The following is a 23,868-nucleotide window of genomic DNA, read 5'->3' as shown; positions in this document are numbered from 1 at the left end:
AACGCTACTGCATGGCTCCGATGATGGCGCCCGCAATGGTCATGGCCGCGATGTCGTGGCCGGAATCGATGACGGTCACCGCGGAGGGGCGCCCCGCGAAGCCGTTGTGGATGACGTGGCCGCCGGCGCGGATCACCAAGGACAGGATCAGCGCGAAGAATCCGCCGGCCCAAAAAGTGTTGAGTTCCAGCGCGCTGATGAGGACCGCCAGGAGAATGCTGGTCAGCGCTGCGGCCACCATCATGGGAACCCAGATGCCGGCGCCGCCCTCAATATTCTTGAGGTCGTCTTCGGTTTTGTTGATCGCTTTCATCCACCTGCGTCCGAAGGCGGCCGGCATGTACCAGACGAAGCCGATGACCATGCTTGAAACGAAGGCCAGAAGTACAGCGAACCAGTTGATCTGGGAGATGTGTGAGAGCCAATCCATTCCTGAAATCCTAGTCGGTTCGGGCCTGTGACCCGGGGCTCTGACTCTCAAGCCTTGGCCGTGTTGGCGCGGCAGACATCCTTTCGATCAGTGGTTCAGTCCGGTACGGGATGTGAGTATGCAGGGCCAACACCGTTTCCGTCCGGATCACGCCTTTGGTGCGGAGGACCGATCGCAGTGCCGACTGCAGGTTGTGGGTGTCGGTTGCCACTACCCGGCACCAGAGATCGCCCCGGCCGGAAATTTCGTGGACCTCCAGGACCTGGGGGATCAAGCGCAGCGCACCAATGACGCCGTCGAGTTCGCGGTGGGTGACTTCGATCGTCACGAAAGCGACGACGTCGTACCCCACCTTTTCGAGGTCTACCTCCCGTCCGGCGGCGTGCAGCACCCCGGACCGGAGGAGGCGCTTGACCCGGCTCTGGGCAGTGTTGCGTGCAATACCCAAGGTGTCGCTCAACTCGGCGATCTGGATCCGGGGATCCTTGATGAGTTCCAGGAGGATCTTCAGGTCCATAGGGTCGAGGGTGTTCAAATGGTCACTCCAGCTCACTTGGGTCATTCGAGTTTGAGTCTTTTGCTCAATTCTCAAACTATTGCAGCATGTTCAGATCAATCCTGCTGCATTCTGTTGCCACCAATACTTAGTCGGACTGCGCTTCCCACAAGGAACCAATCAGCCCGGCCACCGAGCCCGAAGGCATGGAAATGACTGTCTTGAGCGAACTCCGCATGCGTCCGGTTACCGCCGACCGCTGGGGATGGGATGCCTCCACCACCGCCAGGTTGGTGTTGACCGGCGTCGTCATCTTTACGCTGCTGGTAGGCGCCAACCTGGCCACTCCGTTGTATCCCTTGCTGCAGGCCAGGCTTGGTATGACATCGCTGGACGTGACAGTTGCTTTCTCCAGCTACGTCCTTGCACTGGTGGGTGTCCTCATGGTGGCAGGACATTGGTCGGACCACATCGGGCGTCGTGCGGCGTTGGTGTTGGCTGTCCTGGTCGGTTTGGTGGGTGGTGTGATTTTTGCAAACGCGGACACACTGGTTGCCTTGTCCATGGGGAGGGCACTCCAGGGAGTGGCAGTGGGGCTGGCGACCGGAGCCAGCTCAGCTGCCTTGCGTGAACTGTTGCCCCAGCGGCCTGAGTGGGCCTCCCGATTCACTTTGCTCTCCTCGGCAGGTGGTGTGGCGGCAGGCCCCGCAATCGGTGGCCTCCTGTCACTTTTGCCGGACCCCACGCGCACCCCGTACTACGTCCATTCGGCGGTGCTGATAGCTGCCCTTATTCCCCTGTGGCTCCTCAAAGCCAGGCCTGCCATCGCTCCGGCGGAGGGCCCGAAACCCCTCAAGGTCCTGGCGCCACGGAAGCCTTCCATCTCCCGTGATGCCCGCGGAGCCTTCTGGATGGCAGCTGCCACCGGGTTCCTGAGCTTCGCAGTGTTCGGCTTCTGCCTGTCATTGGCGCCGGGGTACTTCGCCGGTGTGGTCCATGCAGATTCGCGGCCGCTGATCGGCTTGCTGGCAGGAGTCACGTTGGGCGCCTCGGCGCTGAGCCAGCTTTTGGGTACCCGTGGCCGTTGGGTTGTGCCCGTGGCGTTGGCGGTCCTGGGGGTCTCGGTTGTCCTGGTGGGCGCTGCGGCCGCATGGTCAAGCCCGTGGTTGCTGGTGGCTGCGAGCGTCACGGCGGGCATGGGTCAAGGCATTGCTTTCCGGCAGGTCTTCAACGAAGTTGCCGGAAAGGTTGAGGCTTCCCGCCACGCCCAGGTCATCAGTACCGTCTACGTCATCACGTACCTGGGTAGTGCCGTTCCGGTGATCGGGCTGGGACTGGCTGTCTCGGCACTGGGGCTCCAGGCCGCCGTCGTGGGTTTCACGGCCCTGTGCGGCGTTGCGGCGCTGACGCTGGCGGCAATCTCGCTGCGGAGCGCAGTGCGTTCCTGACCTGCGCCGCCTGGTCGTTCTACTCCGGCAGCGGTCCGCGATTGCCCGGGATGTGCTGGAAGACCATGGTGGTTTCCGTGTGGCCCACTACGGGATCCGTGGCGAGGTTGTCCAGGAGCCAGTTGCGGAGGTCATCGGTATTGGCGACGGCGATGTGCAGCAAGTAGTCAACGGAACCGGTGGTGTGGAAAGTGGAGATCACCGCCGGAAGCTTGGGAACGCGGGCCGTAAAACGGTCGATCTGATCGCGGTCGTGGGCGCGGAGACGGACGGCGATGAGGGCTTGGACGGAGCGGCCGATGGCCGGCAGGCTCAACACGGCCTCAAAGCCTTCGATGATTCCGCGTTCGGAAAGAGCCCTGGTCCGCATGAGGGCCGTGGAGGGGGCGATCCCCACAAGCTCTGCCAATTGCTTGTTCGAGATCCGGGCGTCATCCACCAACGCGGCGAGGATTCGTTCATCAATCGCGTCCAGCGGCTCAGCGCTGCCCGTGCCTGACCGAACATTCTTCGTGGGGTTGCTCACGGATCCTCCTGAAATTGCCTTCCATCCATCCTAATCGGTGAATTCTTCAGGTGACTATTGCTTTACCCGTGCGCGGCGGGCCCGTCGCCGATCCAGCCGTTGGAGTGGCTCACTGAGCAGCATCAGGAGCAGGGGCCAGTTGCCTGCACCCGGAATGGCTACGGCCAGAACCAGGGCTGCCAGGAAGAGCCCGGAAATGATGCCACTCGCTCGAATTCCTGACGCCGATTCCGCATCTCCCATGGTGTGGAGGTCGGGGTGTGACCGCAAGTACGCGCGGGCCAGGAGGAGCATGAGGCTGGTGGCAAACAGGGTGCCGATGTAGATCAGCGGTTGGGCCCAGTCGGAGGGCATCTGGGTGGAGAGGGATGTGGCGACCGGCATCACCACGATGGTGAACATCCAGGCCACAGTCAGCCACAGCAGGCCCGGGTCAACGTGCTTGACGCTGCGGAAGAGCTTGTGGTGGTGCACCCAGAACACGGCAATGAGGACAAAGCTCAGCACGAATCCGAGCAATGCGTACTGTTCTTCGGCCAACCATTCGGCCGTGGTGCCGTTGTGGTCTGCAAGCTCACCCACGCTCTCCATCAGCGGGAGGATCAACAACGTCAAAGCAATCGCCACCACGGCATCCGTAAACGCCTGCAAACGCTCCGGTGACGACAGTTCCCGGCTTTTCGTGACCTGTGTCATGCCTCTGATTCTAGGGGCAGGCGGCTGGAAATCAGCGGGCTTGGTTTGGTGTGCGGTGCACTATCAAGGTGACTGCCGCCGTCGTGCACGAAAGGACGATGACGCTCAACGCCAAGGCCGGCCAGCCAAACGCCTGGAAGGCCAGGCCGCCGGCCCAGCCGATCACGCTGGAGCCCAGGTAGTAGGACAGGTTGTACAGGGATGCCGCCTGCGCCCTGCCCGTCGTGGCGATGGCCCCCGTCCAGCCTGAACCAACACTGTGGGCGGCGAAGAAGCCGCCTGTGAAAATCACCAGCCCGGCGAGGGTGGCTGCCAGGTTCTCCACCAAGGTCAGCGCCAGCCCCGCGGACATGATGGCAATTCCGGCCACCAGGACGTTGCGCCTGCCAAACCTCGTGGTCAGTCCAGCGGCCCACCGTGAGCTGACAGTGCCGGACAGATACGCAAGGAAGATCAGGCTCACTACAGTTGCAGGGAGCCGGAACGGATCTGCGTGCAGTCGAAACCCCAGGTAGTTGTAAACCGCTACGAAGCCACCCATGAGCAGGAAGGCCTGAAGGTACAAAGACACCAGTTTGGGATTGCTCGAGTGGCCTTTCAACGTCTTGAGTGCACCCCGGAATCCCAGCGCCGGGGCTGGACTAAAGCGTCGCTGCCTGGGCACGAGGACCAGGAACAAGACAGCGGACACAGTGGCCAGCAAGGAGACGGCAAGGGTCGCGGCACGCCAGCCCCAGAGCTCGCCCACTGGGCCGGCCACCAGGCGCCCGGCCAAGCCGCCCAACGTAGTTCCGGCTACATAGGTCCCGGCCGCCAACGCCGTGTGGACCTTGGTCACCTCCTCGTTGAGGTACGCGATGGCAATGGCGGGGATGCCGCCCAAAGCCATGCCTTCCAACGTGCGCAGCGTCATCAACATCGGCACGGTGGGCGCCAGGGGAACCAGCAGCCCCAGCAGCGTTGCCACGGCGATGCCAATGGCCATGGCGCGCACGCGGCCGATCCTGTCCGCCACGAACGACCACGGCAGCACGGTGATGGCAAGACCTGCGGTGGCAAGGGAAATGCTGAGTGCGGCCTCGGCTGCAGTGATCTTGAGGTCGTGGGCCATGAGGGGCAGGACAGCCTGTGTCGAGTACAGCTGGGCAAAGGTTGCAACTCCGGCAAGAGCCAGCGCTGCGAGAATCCGGCTGTATCCGCGGGAACCCCTGGCATGGCCGTCCCACGTTTCTGTGCTGCCGCTGGCAATGGTGTTGGTCACCCGGCAAGGGTAGGGCGCCAGAGACTCAGCTTTCCAATGCATGGGTTGCCTATAATTGATGCATCACAGCATGAATCCGGGACCGGCACCTTGGCGGCGGGCTGCTGCGGAAGGCGGAAGGGAGAACACCATGGAGCCGGACCACCACCAGCTCATTCAGCTTCTTCCGCTCCTGCCTGTCCTGGCGGAACTTGGCCGCACGGAACACATGACCGAAACAGCGGAGATCCTGGGCGTTCCACAGTCGACAGTGAGCCGTGCAGTGGCCAGGGCCAGTGCAATCGTAGGAGCGGACCTGCTGATCCGCGACGGCCGCGGCATCCGGCTCACCCCCGAGGCCAGAACACTTCTGCCCTACATCGAAGCAGCGCTGGAGAGTTTCCAGGCCGGCCTGGACAGGGTCAGGCACGAGTCTGACGTGGTGCGGGGCCGGATCGGTGTGTCCTTCCAACACACGTTCGGAGAGGCGACGCTTCCACTGCTCATCAGCGCGTTCCGCGGGCTCCACCCCTATGCGGTGTTCGAACTCTGGCAAGGCCCCCGCGACGATTGCCTGCAGCAGTTGGCCAGCGGCGAGATGGACTTCGCACTGACCGCACCCATTGCGCCCGAAGGCAAAGGCATCCGTTCCCTTCCGCTCTACCGGGAGCCACTCAGGGTGGTCCTGCACTATCGGCACCCCCTTGCCGCGCGGGCCAGCGTGCACCTTTCAGAGCTGCGCCACGACCCCTACATCACGCTTCCAGCCGGAGTTGGCCTGCGGGCACTCGGCGAGGCACTCCTGCGGGAGGCGGGCTTCCGCCCGCGGATCGCCTTTGAAGTCCAGGAATCCACCTCGGCCCGCGGGCTGGTTTCGGCCGGACTGGGGTTCAGCATCCTTCCGCCCGCCGGTCCCGGTTCAGGCACGGGACAGTTCCTGCCCAAAGCCGAACTTGGACTGGTTGAAGTGGCCATCGAATCCGACCTGGCGTTTCGGCAGATCGGCCTCGCCTGGCGGGAGAGAAGCTTCGAACCGGACGCTGTGCGGCTCTTCCGTGAACTGGTGGTCGCCGAGGGCGGAGAGTTGCTCGCGGAACTCGTCAGAGCCCGCTCAGGAACTCCCTGACCACATCCTTCGCTGACCCTTCCCGGGCCCGTTGCCAACCCGTCCCTGCCCAGAGGTTGAGCCGCTGCGGATCGCCGGCCGCGGAGGAGGCCGCCCTGACCGGTGCCGTGAGGTGATGGATGGCAGGGTAGCCCTCCGGTGCGTCCTGATGGTCGCGGACGAAATCGTTGACCAGGGCTCGGGCCATGCGCCCGGTGAAGGCCCGGGTCATGGCGGTTTGTGTGAACACGTGGTCGCCCAAGGCATCCTTGTGCGCCTGCCGGGCACCGCTCTCGTCAGTCCGAACCAGGGCGGTCCCGATTTGGGCCGCTGACGCCCCAGCCGCCAGCACCTCCCGTAGGCCGCGGCCGTCCATGACGGCCCCTGCCGCGATCAGGGGAACTCCGACGGCGGCACGCACCTGGGCGACCAGTTCCGCCGTCGTCCGGGCTGCCGGGGTTCCGGCTCCCGGGGCTCCCGCTGTTTCCGGAGTGCCCGGCAGGAAGGCAGCCGTGTGTCCGCCCGCGGAAGTGTGCTGGACGGCGAGGGCGTCCGGACCCTCTTCGGCGGCAGCCAAGGCCTCAGCGACGCTGGTCACGCTGGAAATGACGGTCGTTCCGGCCTTTTGGAGCGCGGTCACCACCTGTTTGCCAGGAAGACCGAAGGCGAAGCTGACGAACTCCACCGGGTCCGCGAGGAGGGCGTCGATTTTGTCCTGCCAGGCGTCGTCGTCATCAAGGCGCAAGGGAGGCAAGGCCACGCCGTACCGGGCGGCCTCAGGCTCAAGCTCTGCCCGGTAGGCCTCAAGCCTTTCCACTGCCTCCGGGCCGGGAGGGAGCTGGCGTGGGTCGGGTACAAAGACGTTCATGCCGAAGGGAATGCCGAGGGACCTGGCCGCTGCGATCTCGGCGCACATGGCCTCGGCGCTCTTGTAGCCGGCAGCGAGGAAACCCAGACCACCACCCTCGTGAACGGCCCGAGCCAAATCCGGTGTGGAGGTTCCGCCCGCCATGGGGGCAGCAATAAACGGTGTGTTGAACAGGGGATGTGGCATTGACAGTTTCTCCTCCGGGCGCTCCAAGCTAGTCTTTCACGGTGAACAATCTTGACTCTGCCCAGCATTCCCCTGCCCCATCGGAGGCCTTGAGTGGAACGGTCATCGGGCTCGATATCGGCGGCACCAAGACCCGTGGCGTACGGTTCCAAAATGGCGCGCCGGTCCGTGATGAAAGCGCCGGAAGTTCCAACGTGCAAAACGTCAGCAGGGAACAGGCAGCAGCGAACCTCGCCGAACTGTTCGGCAAAATCGGTGGCGGTGAAATTGACGAAGTCTATGCAGGCGCCGGCGGGATCGACACTGAGGAAGACGCGCAGGCGCTCGCGGACCTGATCGCCCCCCATGCGCCCGGGGCCCACATCACCGTGGTTCATGATTCCCGCCTGCTGTTGGCGGCCGGCGGCGCGAGTGCGGGCGTTGCCGTCATTGCCGGTACGGGCTCAGCTGCGTGGGGAAAGAATGACGCCGGGGAAGAGGCCCGGGCGGGTGGCTGGGGCTACCTTCTGGGCGACGAAGGAAGCGGCTATTGGCTGGGGCGTGAAGCCGTCCGACACAGTCTGAGGCGAATGAACCAAGGCTTGGAGCCGGATGCGCTCAGCCGTGCGCTGCTGGACTCCTGCGGAGTGGATGAACCGGGAAAGCTGATTGCCATGTTCCACTCACCGGACACCGGCCGCCGCTATTGGGCACAGCAGGCGAAGCTGGTTGTTGAAGCCGCCGACGCCGGAGACGACATCAGCCAAGCGATGGTGGAACAGGCCGGCAGGGACCTCGCTGACCTCGCCCGGCAAGCCGTTCGCCAGCTGGGAATGGATGGTCCGGTAATCCTCGGAAGCGGACTTGGCATGAACGTCCCCCGGCTGCAGGAGGCCTTCAAGGCCAAACTGGCAGAGGACGGGATTGTGGACGTCCGCATCCTGCAACAGGATCCGGTGTTTGGCGTACCGCGATTGGTGGCCGAGCAGCGGTCCTAGCGGGGGATTTTGTACAGCTGACGTCCCTGGAACGTCTCAGCGAGGGCATCAGCTGTACAAAAACTCAGCCCCGGGTTCTCGGGCGCAGCTTGACTCCGGGGAGCGGTGGAGCGGGTATGCGGCCTGCTTCCGGCCCGGCGTCGGGGCCGTGGCCTTGGACGAAGCCGAAGCGTGAGGCGGCGGCAGCAGCGTCGTCGAGCAATCCCTCCGCCTCCCATTCCTCGCGGGCCTTTTCCACTTCTTCGTGGGTCCGCCCCACAAAGTTCCACCACATCAGCAGGTCTTCGCCGAACGGCTCGCCGCCAAGGAGCATGAAGCGCGTGTCCGGCTCTGCTTCCACAGCAAGGCTGGTCCTGCCGGCACCGAGGTAAGCCAGGGGCCCGGCCTCAATGTCCTGACCGTCAATCACCAGGTGACCGTCCAGGACCAACACGGCGTGCTCGAAGTCCGGTCGCAAAGGGAGGTCCAGGGAGCCCGTGCCCGTGATGTCAACCCCAACAATCGGGCTGAACATGGTGGCAGGGGAGCGGTGGCCGGCAAATTCGCCCACCATGACGGTGGCGGTGAAGCCTTCGCCCACGGCTACCGGCAGGTCCCGGACCTGTTCGAAGGATGGCGCGCGGTGGCGGTGTTCGTCGGGCAGTGCGACCCACAATTGCAGGCCCCGCGACACCGGGAGTTCTTCCACTACGGGGCTCGATCCCGTACCGGTGGTCGCGGGGAGCACGGAGAATTCGGAGTGTGAGATGCCGTGGCCTGCTGTCATGATGTTCAGCTCGCCCGGCCGGACCACCACATCGCTGCCCACGCTGTCACGGTGCCGGACGGCTCCTTCGAGTGGCCACGTCACTGTTTGGAGTCCGCAGTGCGGGTGGGGGAGGACGCTCATGGCCACTCTGTCCGGACCGAAACTATCCAGGAAACACCACGCTCCCACGGTGGGCAGGCCACGCTGGGGCAGCGTCCGGAGGACGTTCATGGCCCGGACACCGCCTAGGGGGACTTCGCGTTCGGGCCACAACTGAACGCAAGGCCCTTGACCTTCGTGGGCGGCCGGGCAGACTTCCTGAGCCGGAGAAGTATCAAGATTGGTCATGTGTTCATCACCTGTGCATAAATGTTGGAAATTGAGCTAATCTGTTCCGTGTGAACAACGCCCTTTTGAGCTACCACGACGCCATCCTTTACCGTTCGGGTGAACCGTATCGTATCCTCGCCGGAGCCATCCACTACTTTCGGATCCATCCGGATCTCTGGCAGGACCGTCTGCGTCGGCTGAAGGCGATGGGCGCCAATACCGTCGACACCTACGTCGCCTGGAACTTCCACCAGCCTAAGCGCGATCGGGCCCCCGACTTCAGCGGATGGCGTGACCTCGGGAGGTTCATCGACCTCGCTTCGGAAGAGGGACTGGACGTCATCGTCCGCCCCGGTCCCTACATTTGTGCCGAGTGGGACAACGGCGGCTTTCCCGCCTGGCTGACCGGTATCCCCGGCATTGGCCTGCGATGCATGGATCCGGTCTTCACGGCGGCCGTTGAGGAGTGGTTCGACCACCTCCTGCCGGTCGTCGCATCGCGTCAAGCATCAGCAGGCGGGCCCGTGGTCGCCGTGCAGATCGAGAACGAATACGGCAGCTACGGCGACGACCACGAGTACATCCGTTGGAACCGGCGCGTCCTGGAAGAGCGCGGCATCACGGAGATGCTCTTCACAGCCGACGGCGGCAACGACTACTTCCTCGACGGCGGTTCGATCGAAGGAACGTGGGCGACTGCTACGTTGGGAAGCCGGGGCGACGAAGCCGTAGCGACGTGGCAGCGACGCCGGCCCGGCGAGCCGTTTTTTAATGTTGAGTTCTGGGGCGGCTGGTTCGACCACTGGGGCGAACTGCACCACCGACGAGACGCTGATGATGCCGCACGGGAAGCACGCAAGATGCTGGACCTGGGCGGTTCGCTCTGCGCCTATATGGCCCACGGCGGGACCAACTTTGGGCTGACCTCCGGCAGCAACCACGATGGCACCATGCTCCAGCCCACGGTCACCAGCTACGATTCCGACGCGCCCATCGCAGAGAACGGCGCCCTGACACCCAAGTTCCACGCCTTCCGCCGGGAATTCTTCCGCGCCCAAGGCATTCAAGAGCTGCCGGAACTCCCTGCGGAGTTGCTGGCCGACGCCCCGGTACTTCCGGCCCGGTCCCTGACCCTATCCGAGGGGCCGGCGCTGCTCGGTCTGGTCAGGAAAGCAAGCGGAGCCGTCAGCAGCGTCAAGCCGCTGAGCTTCGAGCAGCTTGGACTCGACGCCGGGATGGTCCTCTACGCTGCCGAAGCCATCCTGCCCGGACGAACCGGCGATCCCACCGAGAGCCGGCTAAAGATTACCGGACTGAACGACCGCGCCTACGTGTGGGTAGACGGTGACTTCGTCGGTGTGCTCGACGATGTCACCGGTGCTGAGGGGCTCGTCGTCACCGGCACCGGAGTTCCCGCCAAGCTGGAGATCCTCGTGGAGAACCTGGGCCGCATCAACTACGGCCCATTGACAGGCCGCGGCAAAGGCATCCTGGGCGGTGTCCTCATCAACCAGCGGTACACGTTCCATTGGACGCAGACACCGGTGCCCCTGGCCGACTGGAAGCAGGAAGACCTGGAAGGACTGGCCGGAGCCGACTTCGAGATTGGCGAACCGGCCGACACCTACCTCGCCCTGCCTGATTCCGGGAAGGGCTTCGTCTGGCTCAACGGCTTCCTGCTCGGCAGGTACTGGGAGAAGGGGCCACAAGTGACCCTCTACGCGCCCGCTCCGTTGCTGAGGCCCGGCAAAAACAGCATCAAGGTGCTGGAGCTTGGGAAGCCGGGGACCGTCGTCGAACTTCGCGAAATACCTGATCTGGGCCCCGTCGAAGCCGGGCCCATCGCGGCGGCCGAACTTCCCTAAGGGGATCTGGTCCAAGGAATTATGCTGGCTCCATGACCCTGCAGTTCGATACCCGCCCAGCCGCTTACGCCGTTATTGTCCGGGACGGGAAAATCCTGCTGGCCTATTGGAAGCAGGACGGAAAGGAAGGGTGGACGCTGCCAGGCGGAGGCCTGGATCTTGCCGAACACCCCGTTGACGGCTGCAAGCGGGAAGTTTTCGAGGAAACCGGCTACGAAGCGCGTATCGATGGCATGCTGGGGATCGACGTCGGCCACTGGCCCGGCGATATCCGCCCGGATGGTTCGGTGAAGGACTTCCAAGCACTGCGGCTGGTCTACGAGGCCACGGTGGTAGGCGGCGAATTGACCCACGAGGTGGATGGAAGCACCACCCATGCTGCCTGGATCGCCCTTGAAGACATACCCAAACTCAACCGGGTCTCCTTGGTCGACACTGCGCTGCGCCTCTACAGGGAGCGCCCGGCAGACGGGAAACCCAGCTAAATCAGTTTGCCGCAAGGCCTAGCCAAATCCCCGGTTGCTTGGTTACGCTGTACAACGTTGTCGGCTATTCAGTTGCCGGCCAGGATGCCGAGGGGGTGGATTTGATGATTGCAGCGATCTTGCGCGCCCCGCTCCCAGTTGCGGTGCGCCGTCATCAGCCCATCATTCCTGTCCCGGCATCAGCCTGCCAGAGCTAGGTGGCCGGGCCTCAGCAGAGGCTTCCATTGAACACTTTCGCTTCTTCAAGCAACCCCTTAAGCAGTTCCACCCTGCACCTTCGTGGTCCCGTCGACTACGGCTTCACCGAGGAAACTGCCGGATTTTTCCGCGCCAACGCCTCTTCCCACCTCCAACAAAACGCCAGACCGGGCCGCGTGGTCCGCTTGGACAGGAACCGGGTGCTGGTCGCTTCGGACGACGGCCTGCTCCACCTGCCCTATCCATCCCACGGGCTGGTGCCGGCTACCGGAGACTGGGTGTGGCTCGGCCACAACGCAGCGGGTGAGCCCGCCGTCGTCGAGGTTTTGCCGCGTCGTTCGGCGCTGAGCCGCAAGCGTGCCTTCGAAGCCTCTTCCGAGGAGCAGATCCTGGGCAGCAACATCGACATCGTCGCCGTAGTGGTTCCGGTGGACCGCCCTCTGACCCACAACCGCTTGGAACGGACCTTGGTTGCCGCTTGGGATTCCGGCGCCACGCCACTGGTGGTCATCACCAAAGCCGATCTTGCCCGGTTGGCGGACGACGTCGTGGGGGAGGTCATCCTGCAGGCAGCCGGTGTGGATGTCGTGACTACCTCGGCGGAGCAAGGCGACGGGCTGGACGAACTCAGGCAGCACATCCCCGCAGGGGCCACCCTGGTTTTCCTGGGGCCCTCCGGGGCAGGGAAATCAACCCTGATCAACGCGCTCGCCGGACGTGAGGTCCAACAGACAGGAGAGGTGCGGGCCGGTGACGGCAAAGGTAAGCACACCACCACGTCCCGGGAGCTGGTGCCGTTGGCCGATGGTGCTGTGCTGATGGACACCCCCGGGGTCCGCGGGTTCGGCCTGTTCGACGCAGACGAGGGGATGGAGGAGATGTTCGGCGACCTTGAAGAACTCTTCGCCGAGTGCCGGTTCGCGGACTGCGCCCACCAGGCCGAGCCGGGATGTGCGGTCCAGGAGGCGCTCGCGGAAGAAACACTCGATCCCCGGCGGTGGGCAAGCTACCTGAAACTGCAACGTGAGCTGGCTGCCCTGGCCAGGAAACATGACGCCGCTGCCCGCCGCGCCTACCAGCGTGAGTGGCATCAAAAGGTGGTGTCGGCCGAAAGGGGCCAACGCGCGGCGGAACGGTACAGGCACGACCAAGCTGAGGAGCGGGCCGGGAAAGGCAACAAGCGACGGAAACGCTGAACATTGCCGATTCATTACGGAAAACGTGGCGGCGCTGACATCGCCCGTGGTGCTGGCTAGGCTGGGTGAAGATTGCTTTGCAGCCAAGTAATAAGAGTGCATATGATCGTGTGGCTCTGCCGATGTTCTCGACCACAGATAGGTAAGCCCGGGTATGGCCGAAGCCATGATTGAGTTCCAGAGCGTCACCAAGCAATACCAGGGCGGGCAGCCGGCGGTGGACGCCCTCAGTATGTCCATCGATAAAGGCTCCATCACGGTGTTCGTTGGGCCTTCGGGCTGCGGCAAGACCACATCCCTGCGCATGATCAACCGGATGGTGGAGCCCACCAGCGGGACCATCACTGTGGCGGGCAGGGACGTTTCACAGGTTCCTGCGCCTGAGCTCCGCCGCTCCATGGGCTACGTCATGCAGTCGTCCGGCCTCCTGCCGCACCGCTCCGTCCTGGACAACATCGCCACCGTCCCGCGCCTCAACGGTGTTTCCAAAGCGGATGCGCGGAAGCGCGCAGTGGAACTCCTGGACGTCGTCGGATTGGCTTCGGCCCTCGGCAAGCGGTATCCGTCGCAACTCTCAGGTGGTCAGCAGCAGCGCGTCGGGGTGGCCCGGGCGCTCGCTGCTGATCCGCCCGTCCTGCTGATGGATGAACCCTTCAGCGCGGTGGATCCGGTGGTCCGTGACGAACTGCAACAGGAACTCCTGCGCCTCCAGCGTGAACTGGCCAAGACCATTGTTTTCGTCACGCACGACATCGACGAAGCAACGGTTCTTGGCGATAAGGTTGCGGTCTTCGCCGTTGGAGGGAAACTGGCCCAGTATGCTGCGCCGGAAGAAATCCTGAGGGCACCGGCCAACGATTTCGTGGCCTCCTTCGTGGGACGCGACCGCGGATTCAGGCACCTGGCTTTCACCGCAGCTGACGCAGTGACCCTGCACCCTGTCGCCATGGTCAGTCCTTCCGACGGTCATCATGCGGGCCGGGCATCGGGGGAGTGGGCCTTGGTGGTCGACGCCGACTCCCGCCCGTTGGGATGGTCCTCGCCGCGCGACGGTGCAGGTTTGATCCCGGGCGGATCGCTGTTCCGCAAGGGAGACACCCTGCGCCGCGCCCTGGACGCGGCGTTGTCGTCGCCGTCGGGTCTTGGCGTGGCAGTAGACGACGACGGCCGCGTGGCCGGAGTCTTGAAGGCGCCGGAAGTCCTGGCACTCATCGAAGAAGTCCGCCACCACAGGGAGGACGCCACCTGATGGAGTGGTTCCTCGACAACAGTGGCATGGTCCTGGGATTGGCTGGCCAGCACATGGTGCTCGCCATCATTCCCATGATCCTGGGCCTGCTGATTTCCATCCCGCTGGCCCAGCTCGCCAGGCGCAACAGCACGCTCAGGTCGATAGTGACCACCGCTACCTCTTTGCTGTACACCATTCCTTCGCTGGCACTTTTCATCATTCTCCCCACCATCCTTGGCACCAGGATCCTGGATCCGCTGAACGTCGTGGTGGCGCTGACCATTTATGCGGTGGCGCTGCTGGTCCGCGCGGCCATTGATGCGTTCGATTCCGTGGACGACGACCTCCGCAATGCTGCCGTTGCCATGGGGTTCAAGCCCCTGGCCCGTTTCTTCCAGGTTGACCTGCCCTTGTCCTTGCCGGTGTTGTTCGCAGGCTTGCGCGTGGTGTCGGTCAGCAACATCTCGTTGGTCAGCGTCGCCGCACTCCTTGGGGTGGGAAACCTCGGAGTTCTGTTCACTGACGGCCTGCAGCGTACCTTCATTACCGTTGTGGTGGTTGGAATCATCGCCATTCTTATCCTGGCTTTGCTGATGGACGCTGTCCTGGTGGTTCTTGAGCGGCTCCTGACTCCGTGGACCCGTGCCGCCGGCGGGAAGACTCCACGGCAGGACGGAACTGCGCTTCTCACCGAACCCAAGTCCGGGCCGGCCACTCCACACGCTGCTCTTCGCCCGGGCCCGGGGGCCTCTGCATGAACATCTTCGCCGAGACCATCGCCTGGCTGACGAGCCCCAAGAACTGGACCGGAAGCGGTGGCATCCCCACCCGCTTGATGGAACACCTGCAATACAGCGGACTCGTTCTCCTGATCGCCGCGGCCATCGCCGTACCCATTGGTCTTTACATCGGGCACACCGGCCGTGGCAGGGTGGTTGCGGTCGCCGTCGCCGGTGCGCTGCGTGCACTCCCGACCCTTGGTTTGCTGGTGCTGTTCGCCTTGCTCGCAGGCAGCGGCTTGATGCCGCCCGTCTGGGCTCTGGTCATTCTCACGGTGCCGCCATTGCTGGCCGGTACGTACGCCGGGATCTCCAGCGTCGATTCCACCGTGGTAGATGCTGCCCGCGCCATGGGCATGACCGAACTTCAGATCCTCTTCCGGGTGGAAGTCCCCAACGGACTGCAGGTGATGTTTGGTGGCATCCGCACCGCGGTCCTGCAAGTCATCGCCACCGTCTCGGTGGTGGCCTACCTGCCTCTGGGCGGACTGGGGCGCTACCTGTTTGACGGCCTCGTCCTGCAGGATTTCCCCCGGATGCTGGGTGGTTCCCTGCTCATTGCCGGGCTCGCCATCGCCGTAGACCTGATCCTGGCCGGGGTACAGCGGCTCGTCATCTCACCAGGCCTGACCCTCGACTCAAGCGGCCGCCAGAAGGCGTCCGACGATCCCACAGCCACAGCTCCCGCCGGGGCTGCCGTTCAAGGAGGTACACCATGAAGAACCCCGTCCCCATGACCCTTACACGCCGTGGTCTCGGCGGCCTCGCAGCCGGACTTGGTGTGGCCCTCGCGTTGAGCGCGTGTGGCGGAAGCCCCTTGGCCACGCCGTCCACCTCGGCACCCAGCGGATCCGCTGCCAGTGGCTCGCTGGTTGTCGGTTCGGCCGACTTCCCCGAGAGCCAGGTCATTGCCGAGATCTACGTTGGCGCGCTCAACGCCGCGGGTCTGACCGCCACCTCCAAGCCGAACATCGGTTCGCGCGAAATCTACTTCAAGGCAGTCCAGGACGGCTCCATCGACCTCGTCCCGGACTACTCCGGCAACCTCCTGTCCTACGTGGACACCGAAGCCAAGGAAGTTTCCGCGGAGGACGTCTACAAAGCGCTCCCGGGCAAGCTTCCGGATGGCCTCGCGGTTTTGGAACCGGCAAAGGCCGAGTCCAAGGACGCCATGGTGGTCACCAAAGCGACTGCGGAGAAGTACCAGCTGAAATCCATCGAGGACCTGGCCAAGGTCTGCAAGGACTTCACCATGGCAGCTCCGGCCACGTTTGAGACGCGGGCCTACGGCTTCCCGGGCCTGAAGGCCAACTACAACTGCGAGCTCAAAGGCCTCCAGCCCTTCAGCGACGGCGGCGGCAACCTGACGCTCCAGGCTCTGCTGGAGGACAAGGTGCAGGTAGCGGACATTTACACCACTACGCCGTCCATCGCAGATAACGACCTCGTGGTCCTGGAAGACCCGAAGAACAACTTCAAGGCCCAGCAGGTACTTCCGCTGGTCAAGGAGGCCAAGATGACGGACAAGGCCAAGGAAGCGCTCAACAACGTCTCCAAGATCCTGACCACGGATGACCTCATCAACCTGAACCGTGCGGTCAGCGGCGACCAGAAGCAGGCACCCAAGGACGCAGCAGCCGCCTGGCTGAAGGACAAGGGCATCGTTAAGTAACGCCTGACCAGAGCTGCGTACGACGGCGGTGACGGCCCCACGCGGGACCGTCACCGCCGTCGTCGTTTCTGTGAGTTAAGTCTCAGCTGAAGTCCATCACCCGTGTGGCATATTTGAGGGATGGCGAAATTCAAGCAGTCCACCAAGCTTCATAATGTCCTTTACGACATCCGTGGACCGATTCTTCAGGCCGCCCAACAGATGGAGGCAGAGGGTCACAGGATCCTCAAACTGAATATCGGAAACCCGGCTCCCTTCGGTTTTGAAGCGCCCGACGCCATTTTGGTGGACATGATCCGCCACCTGCCCAACGCCCAGGGTTACAGCGATTCGCGCGGGATTTTCTCGGCACGAACCGCTGTATCGCAGTACTACCAGACCCGTGGCATCCAGAACATCCACGTTGATGACATCTACCTTGGCAACGGCGTCAGCGAGCTCATCACCATGTCCCTCATGGCGCTCCTGGAAGACGGCGATGAGGTCTTGATTCCCACACCGGACTATCCGCTGTGGACTGCTTCTGTTGCTTTGGCCGGCGGGCGACCCGTGCATTACCTCTGCGACGAGGATTCCGGCTGGCAGCCCGATCTTGAGGACATGGAAGCCAAGATCACTCCGCGCACCAAGGGGATTGTGGTCATCAACCCCAACAATCCCACCGGCGCGGTGTACCCGGAAGAAACGCTCAAGAAAATCGTTGCTCTCGCCGAGAAACACGGCCTGGTGCTCTTTGCCGATGAGATCTACGAGAAAATCCTCTACGAGGACGCCGTCCACACCAACCTCGCCGGGCTCACCGGTGACGACGTCCTGTGCCTGACGTTCAGTGGCCTGTCCAAGGCCTACCGGGTCTGTGGATACCGCGCCGGTTGGATGGCTATCTCGGGGCCCAAGAAGGACGCCGCCGACTATCTCGAAGGCATCAACCTCCTGGCCAACATGCGTTTGTGTGCCAACGTTCCCGCGCAACATGCCATCCAAACAGCCCTCGGTGGATACCAGAGCATCAACGACCTCATCCTGCCCGGCGGCAGGCTCCTGGAACAGCGAAACAAGGCCTACGACCTGTTGAACGCCATTCCCGGTGTCAGCACCCAGCAGGCCAGGGGCGCACTGTACTTGTTCCCGAAACTGGACCCCGAGGTCTACCACATCCGGGACGACGAAAAGTTTGTCCTCGATTTGTTGAAGGAACAGAAAATCCTGGTTTCCCACGGCCGGGCTTTTAACTGGGTGCGCCCGGACCACTTCCGGATGGTCACCCTGCCCAACGTCAAAGACATTGAAGAGGCCATTGGCCGCATGGCGGACTTCCTGTCGAGGTACCCGGGCAACTAGCCTGAGGTCCATGGTCGTTCCATGAGGGCGCGGCCCTGCGGAAAGGCACACCCCATGGCTGTTGCAGTTGAATTTGCCAAGAGTCCCGCTGAGGTATTGAGGGTCGGGCCCGGGTTCACGCTGGCCGGCGTGGACCCGGACTCAACCCCCGGGTATCCCGGCGCAAAAGCTGACGGCAAGGCGTTGCTGGAAGCCCAGGACGCACAGATGGCAGAACTGCAGGAGAAGCTCTTTGCCCAAGGCCGTTTTGGCAGCCCCAAGAGGCTCCTGCTGATCCTGCAGGCGATGGATACCGCCGGCAAGGGTGGCATTGTCAGCCATGTGGTGGGTGCCATGGACGTGCAAGGCGTTCAAGTGTCGGCGTTCAAGGCGCCCACGGACGAGGAAAAGTCGCACGACTTCCTGTGGCGGATCGAGAAACAATCTCCCGCAGCCGGAATGGTGGGGGTTTTTGACCGCTCACACTACGAGGACGTCCTGATCCATCGCGTGCATGGTTGGGCGGACGATTCGGAGTTGGAACGCCGTTACGCAGCCATTAACGACTTCGAAGCCCGCCTCGCAGACCAGGGCACCACCATCGTCAAAGTCATGCTCAATATCAGCAAGGACGAGCAGAAAGAACGGCTTGTCGCCCGCTTGGACGATCCCAGCAAACACTGGAAGTACAGCAGCGGCGACCTTGCCGAACGTGCGTTCTGGGACGACTATATGGACGCCTACGGTGTTGCTTTCGAGAAAACGTCAACAGATACAGCACCCTGGCACGTGGTTCCGGCGAACAAGAAGTGGTACGCGCGCATCGCAGTGCAACAGCTGCTGCTGGATGCCCTTGAAGGCCTCCAGTTGGACTGGCCCAAGGCCGAGTTCGACGTCGCTGCGGAACGCGCTTTGGTGGTGGCTTCCTAGGAATCCGCACCCTGGGCTGCTCGATGCTGTCCTGCTTGGGCGTTACTGCGCGGCAGCACCGGCGTCGTTGCTTGCGTCCCGGGCGGTAGCCAGGCGTTTGCGGGCGCCCTCCAGCCAGTCCTCGCAGCGTTTGGCCAGTGCTTCGCCCCGTTCCCACAGGGCCAAGGATTCTTCCAGGCTGGCACCCCCTGCCTCCAAGCGGCTGACGACGCCCATGAGTTGCTCCCGGGCTTCCTCGTAGCTCAACGAGTCGAGGGATTCCGGTGAAGCTGCGGATGAGTTGTTCTCGGTCATGATGTCCTTTGTGTTCGGTGATGATGATGGTGACCGGTTCATCAACGGTCCACTATGTGTCCTTGGCCCGTGGAAACTGCCCTGAAGCGACCTTCGGCTACTCGAATCGCCAGTGCGGTTCCGTCGGGGGCTTCCTCTGGACTGCTCACTACTGTGTGCCCGGCCTGGTCCTCACCAACAATCTGGACCACGGCGTAGCCGCGGTCCAGTGTTTTTTGCGGAGACAGGGCCCTGACCTGTGCGCGCAAGTGGTGGACCTGATCCAGGGCCCGGACGACGGCCGTGTTGACTGCCGAATGGGAGCGCCGTTGCAGCCGATGGATGTCATCCGCCCGGGCGTCCACCATGGAAGCCGGCGTCGCCAGGACCGGCCGTGACTTCAAGGCATGGAGGCGGTCCGTCTCCCGGTCCACCATCCTGCCGATGCTTCTGCGGAGGTGGTCCCTGGCCTGACGGACCATGGCCAGTTCCTCGGCTACGTCAGGAACTATCCGCTTGGCGGCATCGGTGGGCGTTGACGCGCGAAGGTCCGCCACGTCGTCAAGGATGGGTCGGTCGGCTTCGTGCCCGATCGCACTGACAACCGGAGTGGTGGCGGCAGATACCGCGCGGATGAGGTCCTCGTTGCTGAACGGGAGGAGGTCTTCCAACGCCCCACCTCCGCGTGCCATGACAATGACGTCTACCTGAGGGTCTGCGTCGAGCTTCTTCAATGCTGCGATGATCTGAGAGACAGCGGTGTTGCCTTGGACAGCGACTTCGTGGACGTCGAACTCAACCGCCGGCCAGCGCAACGCAGCATTACGCAGGACGTCTTTCTTGGCGTCCGAGTCCCGGCCGGTGATGAGGCCGATGCGGTGGGGGAGCAGCGGCAGCTTGCGTTTCCGGGAGTCAGCGAACAGGCCTTCGGCCGCGAGGGCTTGCCTCAGCCGTTCAATCCGCGCCAGCAGGTCACCGAGGCCCACCGGACGGATGTCCTTGACGGACATGTTCAGGCGCCCTGTTTTGACCCAGAAATCCGCCTTGACCAGGGCAACCACGCGGGATCCGCGTTCAAGGGGTATTTTTTGACGGTCCAACACCGTGGACCACACCGACGCCGGCAGGGAAATCTCGGCGTCAACATCACGCAGTGTCAGGAAGGCGTTGCCGCCCCGGCGGTTCAGCTCAATAACCTGGCCTTCGATCCACGCCGCCGGCGCACGCTCGATGTGGGCTTTCAGCTTGCGGGACAGCAGTTGGAGCGGCCAGGGGTTATCGGGGCTGGTTTCGGCCGCCGTCCCGGGCAGTGTTGATTCCGGAGTCGCTTCAGCGGACATGGGCGGTCCGTGCCTGTTCCAGTCTCCGTGATTGCTGCTGCATGATGTGTCCTCGCTCCGGGATGCGGTCTTGGTTGCCGGCCGCCTTCCAACTCTATCCATAGCTTCCATGCCGACCCCGACATTTTTCCTCTCATGTGGACAGACCTAGGATGGTGGCACAGCCCACGACCCCGAGGACGACGTTGCGTACTTTTGTTTCAGCACTGGGAGTGATCCTCGCCCTTCTGCTCACAGCCGTCGCTGTTCCTGCGGCGTGGGTGGACCAGAACATTGTCAAAGAAGAGGGATTCGTTCGGATCGCCGGCTCGCTGGGCAGCGATCCCGAATTCCAGAACCGTTTGGCTAAGGCCGCAGTGGGCACCTTTGAGTCCTCCGTGGATCTGCCCGGCCCCATCCAATCCCTGGCGGCCGACGCGCTCCGGAACGCGGCCACGGGCATGCAGTCGTGGAGTGACTATCCGCAAGCCTGGGAGGAAACCGTACGGAACAGCCACAGGCTGAACTTTGGGACGGTCGCCCGGGCGGAAGAATCGGCGGCGTCCACAGCACTCGTGTTGGACATAGGGCCCCTTGTGCGGCTGATCCGTGATCATTTTGCCGAGGCTACGCGGATCAGGCTCAATGTCCCCGCGGAGAGCCTTGTCTCTCTGGGGGAGCCTTCGCACCGGCAACTCGTGGAACGCGTGGCAGCCTTCGCGCCGCTGTGGTGGATAGCCGCTGCCGGGGCGCTGGTGTCTGCCCTTCTGGCATTGGCGGCGGCACGACGACGGTCGCTGGCTTTGGTCTTCCTTGGGCTGGGGGGATTGGCGCTGGCAGCCCTCTGGACGGCGGGAGCAGACCTCGCTGGTGGAATGGTCGGAAGCCTTGCCAGCGCCAACGGCGTGGCAGAACTGTTCAAGAACGAGTTCCTCACCACGGCCCGCAACGGTTTTGGCCAGTGGGTATGGATCGCAGCGTTGGTGTCCGGGGCCGTCCTGGTGGTGGGCGTCATAGCGGGAGTGGTCTCAGGGCGACGAGGGTCACGTTCGGCCCGAAGTTAAAGGCCGGGCCGGTAGCATGGAGACATGACCAGCACAGCAGTTTCCATTCCTATGCCCACGGTGCCGCGCAGACGGCGATCTCCGGAAGAGGTACAGGCAGCGGCACCCGTCACGGGTCCCAAGAAGGTTCTGCTGGCGGCGCCGCGCGGCTATTGCGCCGGAGTGGACAGGGCAGTCATTGCTGTAGAAAAAGCCCTTGAGCACTATGGGCCTCCGGTCTACGTCCGCAAACAGATCGTGCACAACGTCCATGTGGTCAGCTCCCTTGAGGAACAGGGAGCCATTTTCGTCGAGGAAACAGATGAGGTCCCCGAGGGCGCCTTGGTCATTTTCTCCGCGCACGGTGTATCTCCGGCTGTGGTCCAGTCTGCTGAAGACCGCGGTCTCCGTACCATCGACGCCACCTGCCCGCTGGTCACTAAAGTTCACAAGGAGGCTGTGCGCTTCGCCAAGGATGACTACGACATCCTCCTGATCGGCCACGAAGGCCACGAGGAAGTCGAAGGAACAGCCGGTGAAGCACCGGATCACATCCAGATCATCAACGGCCCGCACGAGGTGGACAAGGTCACCGTGCGCGACCCCGAGAAGACCATCTGGCTCTCCCAAACGACGCTGAGCGTGGACGAAACCATGGAGACGGTCCGTCTCCTCAAGGACCGGTTCCCGACCCTCCAGGACCCGCCCAGCGACGATATTTGCTATGCCACCACCAACCGCCAGGTGGCCATCAAGAAGATTGCTCCCCAAGCTGACCTCGTGATCGTGGTGGGTTCAGCGAACTCGTCCAACTCCGTGCGCCTGGTTGAGGTTGCCTTGGAGTACGGCGCCAAGAGCTCATACCGCGTGGACTTCGCCAACGAAGTGGACGAAGCCTGGTTCGAGGGCGTCGCCACGGTCGGTGTGACCTCGGGTGCCTCTGTCCCTGAAGTACTCGTCAAGGATGTCCTGCGGCTGCTGGCTGACTACGGCTACGGCGAAGTGCAGGAAATCGTGACGGCGGAGGAAGATCTCCTCTTCTCACTTCCCAAGGAGCTGAGGGCCACGTTGAAGAAAGCCGGCGATGTGACGCGTGCACTCGGCGGCCGCGGGAACCGGGCAACGTCCTAACGCCCCTCGCTCCACACTACGAACTCAAAGAAACCGGCCCGCAGCCATCGGCTTCCACAGGGGAAGCGGTGCTGCGGGCCGGTTTCGCTATGCCGCGGACTCTTCGTCCTCCTCAGCCAGAAGCTCAGGAGCTGCCAAAGCGCGGGGGACAACCTCAACGGACATCGGCGCCGCAAGGCCGGCATCGTCCATGGTGTTGAGCTTGCGCGCGGTCGGCAGGACCCGGGCTTCCAACGTGCCCACCATCGCGTTGTAGCGGTCCACGGACGTCTTCAGGGAACTGCCCAGCTTGCCGACATTTTCACCCAAAGTACCCATGCGCTCGTACAGCTGCTTGGCGAGCTCGAACAGTTCGTGGGCGCTGTCCGTGAGCACATCCTGACGCCACGTGAAGGCCACCGACTTGAGGACCGCCAGCAGGGTCCCGGGCGAGGCCAGCACGACGTTCCTTGACAGGGCATACTCAAGAAGGCCCGGGTCAGCTTCCAGGGCAGATGCCAGGATGGACTCAGCCGGGAGGAAACAGATCACCAGCTCGGGGGAGTTCCCCGGAATGTCCCAGTACTTCTTGCCCGCCAAGGCATCGATGTGGGACTTCAGCGCTTTGGCGTGCTGGGACAGCAAGGTCTTTGAATCATGGTTGCTGGCAGGTGCCACCGATTCCCCAAAGGAACCGTCTCCGTGCAATTGTTCCTGGGCGGAGAGGTAGGAGGCGAGCGGGACCTTGGCGTCCACCACCAATTGCTTGCCACCTGGCAATTGGACTACGAGGTCCGGGCGAAGTGTGTTCTCGGTCCGGCCTGAATGCACCTGCTCATGGAAGTCCACGTGCCTCAGCATCCCGGACGCCTCCACCACCCTGCGGAGCTGCACTTCACCCCATTGGCCGCGGGCGCTGTTGGAGCGCAGGGCCGAGGCCAGGGCGTGTGTGGACCGCAGGAGCTGCTCGTCGGACAACCGGGCATCCTGCAGTTGCTGGGCAAGCTGGCCGTATTGCTCTACCCGGTCACGCTCCAGAAGCGATACCTGCTGCTGTACCGCGGTGAGTTTCTCAGCCACAGGAGCGAGCGCGCGCAGGACACTGCCATCTCCGTTCCTCGAAGCCGTCAACTCCCGGTTCTGTGTGAACAAAAGGCGCCGTTCGGCGTCGGCCGCTGCCAGCTGTGCGGTCACCTCCGAGAGGCGCGCCGATACGGCGTCGAAGTCTTCTTCCAAGCCGGCGCCCCGGCGTCGAAAGACGACGTAGCCTGCCGCCAGGCCCACGGCGGCGCCGATCAACAGCATGAGCAGGGCCAAAACCAATCCAAATCCATCCATGAGGCAACCCTGTCACAGGGGTACGACAGTTTTAGTGAAGGGACCGCCCGGGGCGGCTG

Annotated in this window: 24 protein-coding genes; 14 read left to right on the top strand and 10 right to left on the bottom strand. The window is 63.4% G+C overall.

Annotated elements, in window-relative coordinates; all coding sequences use genetic code 11:
• Positions 1-4 precede the first annotated feature (4 nt).
• Positions 5-430: a DUF1761 domain-containing protein gene (locus ABQM86_RS14615; protein WP_207594170.1), complete on the bottom strand. Its 426-nt coding sequence runs from the start codon at positions 428-430 to the stop codon at positions 5-7.
• Positions 431-440: 10 nt separating this feature from the next.
• Positions 441-992, bottom strand: a complete 552-nt coding sequence (locus ABQM86_RS14610) for an Lrp/AsnC family transcriptional regulator (protein WP_280623203.1) — start codon at positions 990-992, stop codon at positions 441-443.
• 146 nt (positions 993-1,138) lie between these two features.
• On the opposite strand from ABQM86_RS14610, the gene ABQM86_RS14605 reads away from it, so the two are divergent.
• Positions 1,139-2,374: an MFS transporter gene (locus tag ABQM86_RS14605; RefSeq protein WP_280623202.1), complete on the top strand. Its 1,236-nt coding sequence runs from the start codon at positions 1,139-1,141 to the stop codon at positions 2,372-2,374.
• Positions 2,375-2,393: 19 nt separating this feature from the next.
• Here the strand turns inward: ABQM86_RS14605 and ABQM86_RS14600 are convergent, their stop codons facing one another.
• Genes ABQM86_RS14600 through ABQM86_RS14590 form a run of 3 tightly spaced genes read right to left on the bottom strand, consistent with a single transcriptional unit; the run spans position 2,394 to position 4,857 of the window.
• Positions 2,394-2,900: an Lrp/AsnC family transcriptional regulator gene (locus ABQM86_RS14600; protein ID WP_089595726.1), complete on the bottom strand. Its 507-nt coding sequence runs from the start codon at positions 2,898-2,900 to the stop codon at positions 2,394-2,396.
• A gap of 54 nt (positions 2,901-2,954) precedes the next feature.
• On the bottom strand, positions 2,955-3,596 hold the full coding sequence (locus ABQM86_RS14595) for a TMEM175 family protein (protein WP_369744767.1): 642 nt from the start codon (positions 3,594-3,596) through the stop codon (positions 2,955-2,957).
• Between the two features lie 31 nt (positions 3,597-3,627).
• Positions 3,628-4,857: an MFS transporter gene (locus ABQM86_RS14590; RefSeq protein WP_280623200.1), complete on the bottom strand. Its 1,230-nt coding sequence runs from the start codon at positions 4,855-4,857 to the stop codon at positions 3,628-3,630.
• A 130-nt stretch (positions 4,858-4,987) separates the two neighbouring features.
• On the opposite strand from ABQM86_RS14590, the gene ABQM86_RS14585 reads away from it, so the two are divergent.
• Positions 4,988-5,962 (top strand): LysR substrate-binding domain-containing protein, encoded by a 975-nt coding sequence (locus tag ABQM86_RS14585; protein WP_369746674.1) that lies wholly within the window; start codon positions 4,988-4,990, stop codon positions 5,960-5,962.
• On the opposite strand, the gene ABQM86_RS14580 is transcribed toward ABQM86_RS14585, so the two are convergent.
• Positions 5,937-6,995 (bottom strand): nitronate monooxygenase, encoded by a 1,059-nt coding sequence (locus ABQM86_RS14580; RefSeq protein ID WP_369744766.1) that lies wholly within the window; start codon positions 6,993-6,995, stop codon positions 5,937-5,939. The two genes, ABQM86_RS14585 and ABQM86_RS14580, sit on opposite strands and share 26 nt — an antisense overlap.
• Positions 6,996-7,036: 41 nt before the next feature.
• On the opposite strand from ABQM86_RS14580, the gene ABQM86_RS14575 reads away from it, so the two are divergent.
• Complete coding sequence (locus tag ABQM86_RS14575) at positions 7,037-7,972, top strand: N-acetylglucosamine kinase (RefSeq protein WP_369744764.1); 936 nt, start codon at positions 7,037-7,039, stop codon at positions 7,970-7,972.
• 64 nt (positions 7,973-8,036) lie between these two features.
• Here the strand turns inward: ABQM86_RS14575 and ABQM86_RS14570 are convergent, their stop codons facing one another.
• Positions 8,037-9,068, bottom strand: coding sequence for a pirin family protein (locus ABQM86_RS14570; protein WP_369744763.1), 1,032 nt, complete (start codon positions 9,066-9,068; stop codon positions 8,037-8,039).
• Between the two features lie 50 nt (positions 9,069-9,118).
• On the opposite strand from ABQM86_RS14570, the gene ABQM86_RS14565 reads away from it, so the two are divergent.
• The 9 genes from ABQM86_RS14565 to ABQM86_RS14525 all read left to right on the top strand — a co-directional run bounded on the left by ABQM86_RS14565 (position 9,119) and on the right by ABQM86_RS14525 (position 18,726).
• Positions 9,119-10,915, top strand: coding sequence for a beta-galactosidase family protein (locus ABQM86_RS14565; protein WP_369744761.1), 1,797 nt, complete (start codon positions 9,119-9,121; stop codon positions 10,913-10,915).
• A gap of 32 nt (positions 10,916-10,947) precedes the next feature.
• Positions 10,948-11,400: an NUDIX hydrolase gene (locus tag ABQM86_RS14560; protein ID WP_280623195.1), complete on the top strand. Its 453-nt coding sequence runs from the start codon at positions 10,948-10,950 to the stop codon at positions 11,398-11,400.
• A 224-nt stretch (positions 11,401-11,624) separates the two neighbouring features.
• Complete coding sequence (gene rsgA / locus ABQM86_RS14555; protein ID WP_369744759.1) at positions 11,625-12,794, top strand: ribosome small subunit-dependent GTPase A; 1,170 nt, start codon at positions 11,625-11,627, stop codon at positions 12,792-12,794.
• Positions 12,795-12,948: 154 nt separating this feature from the next.
• The gene (locus ABQM86_RS14550; protein WP_278251932.1) at positions 12,949-14,043 is read left to right on the top strand and encodes an ABC transporter ATP-binding protein; all 1,095 of its coding nucleotides are present in this window, start codon (positions 12,949-12,951) and stop codon (positions 14,041-14,043) included.
• Entirely contained in the window at positions 14,043-14,783 is a 741-nt protein-coding gene (locus tag ABQM86_RS14545) for an ABC transporter permease (protein ID WP_280623191.1), read from the top strand. Before ABQM86_RS14550 ends, ABQM86_RS14545 begins: the two co-directional genes overlap by 1 nt.
• Positions 14,780-15,523 carry an ABC transporter permease gene (locus tag ABQM86_RS14540; RefSeq protein WP_207594158.1) on the top strand — a complete coding sequence of 248 codons (744 nt, stop codon included), beginning with the start codon at positions 14,780-14,782 and terminating at the stop codon, positions 15,521-15,523. The genes ABQM86_RS14545 and ABQM86_RS14540 overlap by 4 nt, the downstream gene beginning before the upstream one ends.
• On the top strand, positions 15,520-16,476 hold the full coding sequence (locus ABQM86_RS14535; RefSeq protein ID WP_207594157.1) for an ABC transporter substrate-binding protein: 957 nt from the start codon (positions 15,520-15,522) through the stop codon (positions 16,474-16,476). The genes ABQM86_RS14540 and ABQM86_RS14535 overlap by 4 nt, the downstream gene beginning before the upstream one ends.
• A 120-nt stretch (positions 16,477-16,596) precedes the next feature.
• Positions 16,597-17,817 (top strand): pyridoxal phosphate-dependent aminotransferase, encoded by a 1,221-nt coding sequence (locus tag ABQM86_RS14530; protein ID WP_207594156.1) that lies wholly within the window; start codon positions 16,597-16,599, stop codon positions 17,815-17,817.
• Between the two features lie 54 nt (positions 17,818-17,871).
• The gene (locus tag ABQM86_RS14525) at positions 17,872-18,726 is read left to right on the top strand and encodes a polyphosphate kinase 2 family protein (protein WP_369744756.1); all 855 of its coding nucleotides are present in this window, start codon (positions 17,872-17,874) and stop codon (positions 18,724-18,726) included.
• Between the two features lie 42 nt (positions 18,727-18,768).
• Here ABQM86_RS14525 and ABQM86_RS14520 read toward each other — a convergent pair whose 3' ends face one another.
• Both ABQM86_RS14520 and xseA read right to left on the bottom strand, forming a co-directional pair.
• A complete protein-coding gene (locus tag ABQM86_RS14520) occupies positions 18,769-19,020 on the bottom strand; it encodes an exodeoxyribonuclease VII small subunit (RefSeq protein ID WP_207594154.1) in 252 nt (83 codons plus the stop codon).
• 41 nt (positions 19,021-19,061) lie between these two features.
• Entirely contained in the window at positions 19,062-20,339 is a 1,278-nt protein-coding gene (gene xseA / locus ABQM86_RS14515; protein WP_207594153.1) for an exodeoxyribonuclease VII large subunit, read from the bottom strand.
• A 185-nt stretch (positions 20,340-20,524) separates the two neighbouring features.
• On the opposite strand from xseA, the gene ABQM86_RS14510 reads away from it, so the two are divergent.
• A complete protein-coding gene (locus ABQM86_RS14510; RefSeq protein ID WP_369744754.1) occupies positions 20,525-21,382 on the top strand; it encodes a hypothetical protein in 858 nt (285 codons plus the stop codon).
• 24 nt (positions 21,383-21,406) lie between these two features.
• Positions 21,407-22,492 (top strand): 4-hydroxy-3-methylbut-2-enyl diphosphate reductase, encoded by a 1,086-nt coding sequence (locus ABQM86_RS14505; RefSeq protein WP_207594151.1) that lies wholly within the window; start codon positions 21,407-21,409, stop codon positions 22,490-22,492.
• 87 nt (positions 22,493-22,579) lie between these two features.
• Here ABQM86_RS14505 and ABQM86_RS14500 read toward each other — a convergent pair whose 3' ends face one another.
• Positions 22,580-23,809: a DNA recombination protein RmuC gene (locus ABQM86_RS14500; RefSeq protein WP_280623186.1), complete on the bottom strand. Its 1,230-nt coding sequence runs from the start codon at positions 23,807-23,809 to the stop codon at positions 22,580-22,582.
• Positions 23,810-23,868 lie beyond the last annotated feature (59 nt).

Source organism: Paenarthrobacter sp. AMU7 (genome assembly GCF_041200195.1).
GTDB lineage: Bacteria > Actinomycetota > Actinomycetes > Actinomycetales > Micrococcaceae > Arthrobacter.
The sequence above is the reverse complement of the archived record's forward strand: the minus strand, read 5'-3'. Positions and strand labels throughout refer to the sequence as shown.

Excerpts from the sequence above, each read along its gene's own strand:
- ABQM86_RS14615 (WP_207594170.1), bottom strand. The coding sequence starts at position 430 with ATGGATTGGCTCTCACACATCTCCCAGATCAACTGGTTCGCTGTACTT.
- ABQM86_RS14610 (WP_280623203.1), bottom strand. The coding sequence starts at position 992 with ATGACCCAAGTGAGCTGGAGTGACCATTTGAACACCCTCGACCCTATG.
- ABQM86_RS14605 (WP_280623202.1), top strand. The coding sequence starts at position 1,139 with ATGACTGTCTTGAGCGAACTCCGCATGCGTCCGGTTACCGCCGACCGC.
- ABQM86_RS14595 (WP_369744767.1), bottom strand. The coding sequence starts at position 3,596 with ATGACACAGGTCACGAAAAGCCGGGAACTGTCGTCACCGGAGCGTTTG.
- ABQM86_RS14585 (WP_369746674.1), top strand. The coding sequence starts at position 4,988 with ATGGAGCCGGACCACCACCAGCTCATTCAGCTTCTTCCGCTCCTGCCT.
- ABQM86_RS14580 (WP_369744766.1), bottom strand. The coding sequence starts at position 6,995 with ATGCCACATCCCCTGTTCAACACACCGTTTATTGCTGCCCCCATGGCG.
- ABQM86_RS14570 (WP_369744763.1), bottom strand. The coding sequence starts at position 9,068 with ATGACCAATCTTGATACTTCTCCGGCTCAGGAAGTCTGCCCGGCCGCC.
- ABQM86_RS14560 (WP_280623195.1), top strand. The coding sequence starts at position 10,948 with ATGACCCTGCAGTTCGATACCCGCCCAGCCGCTTACGCCGTTATTGTC.
- ABQM86_RS14550 (WP_278251932.1), top strand. The coding sequence starts at position 12,949 with ATGGCCGAAGCCATGATTGAGTTCCAGAGCGTCACCAAGCAATACCAG.
- ABQM86_RS14545 (WP_280623191.1), top strand. The coding sequence starts at position 14,043 with ATGGAGTGGTTCCTCGACAACAGTGGCATGGTCCTGGGATTGGCTGGC.
- ABQM86_RS14540 (WP_207594158.1), top strand. The coding sequence starts at position 14,780 with ATGAACATCTTCGCCGAGACCATCGCCTGGCTGACGAGCCCCAAGAAC.
- ABQM86_RS14535 (WP_207594157.1), top strand. The coding sequence starts at position 15,520 with ATGAAGAACCCCGTCCCCATGACCCTTACACGCCGTGGTCTCGGCGGC.
- ABQM86_RS14530 (WP_207594156.1), top strand. The coding sequence starts at position 16,597 with ATGGCGAAATTCAAGCAGTCCACCAAGCTTCATAATGTCCTTTACGAC.
- ABQM86_RS14525 (WP_369744756.1), top strand. The coding sequence starts at position 17,872 with ATGGCTGTTGCAGTTGAATTTGCCAAGAGTCCCGCTGAGGTATTGAGG.
- ABQM86_RS14520 (WP_207594154.1), bottom strand. The coding sequence starts at position 19,020 with ATGACCGAGAACAACTCATCCGCAGCTTCACCGGAATCCCTCGACTCG.
- xseA (WP_207594153.1), bottom strand. The coding sequence starts at position 20,339 with ATGTCCGCTGAAGCGACTCCGGAATCAACACTGCCCGGGACGGCGGCC.
- ABQM86_RS14505 (WP_207594151.1), top strand. The coding sequence starts at position 21,407 with ATGACCAGCACAGCAGTTTCCATTCCTATGCCCACGGTGCCGCGCAGA.
- ABQM86_RS14500 (WP_280623186.1), bottom strand. The coding sequence starts at position 23,809 with ATGGATGGATTTGGATTGGTTTTGGCCCTGCTCATGCTGTTGATCGGC.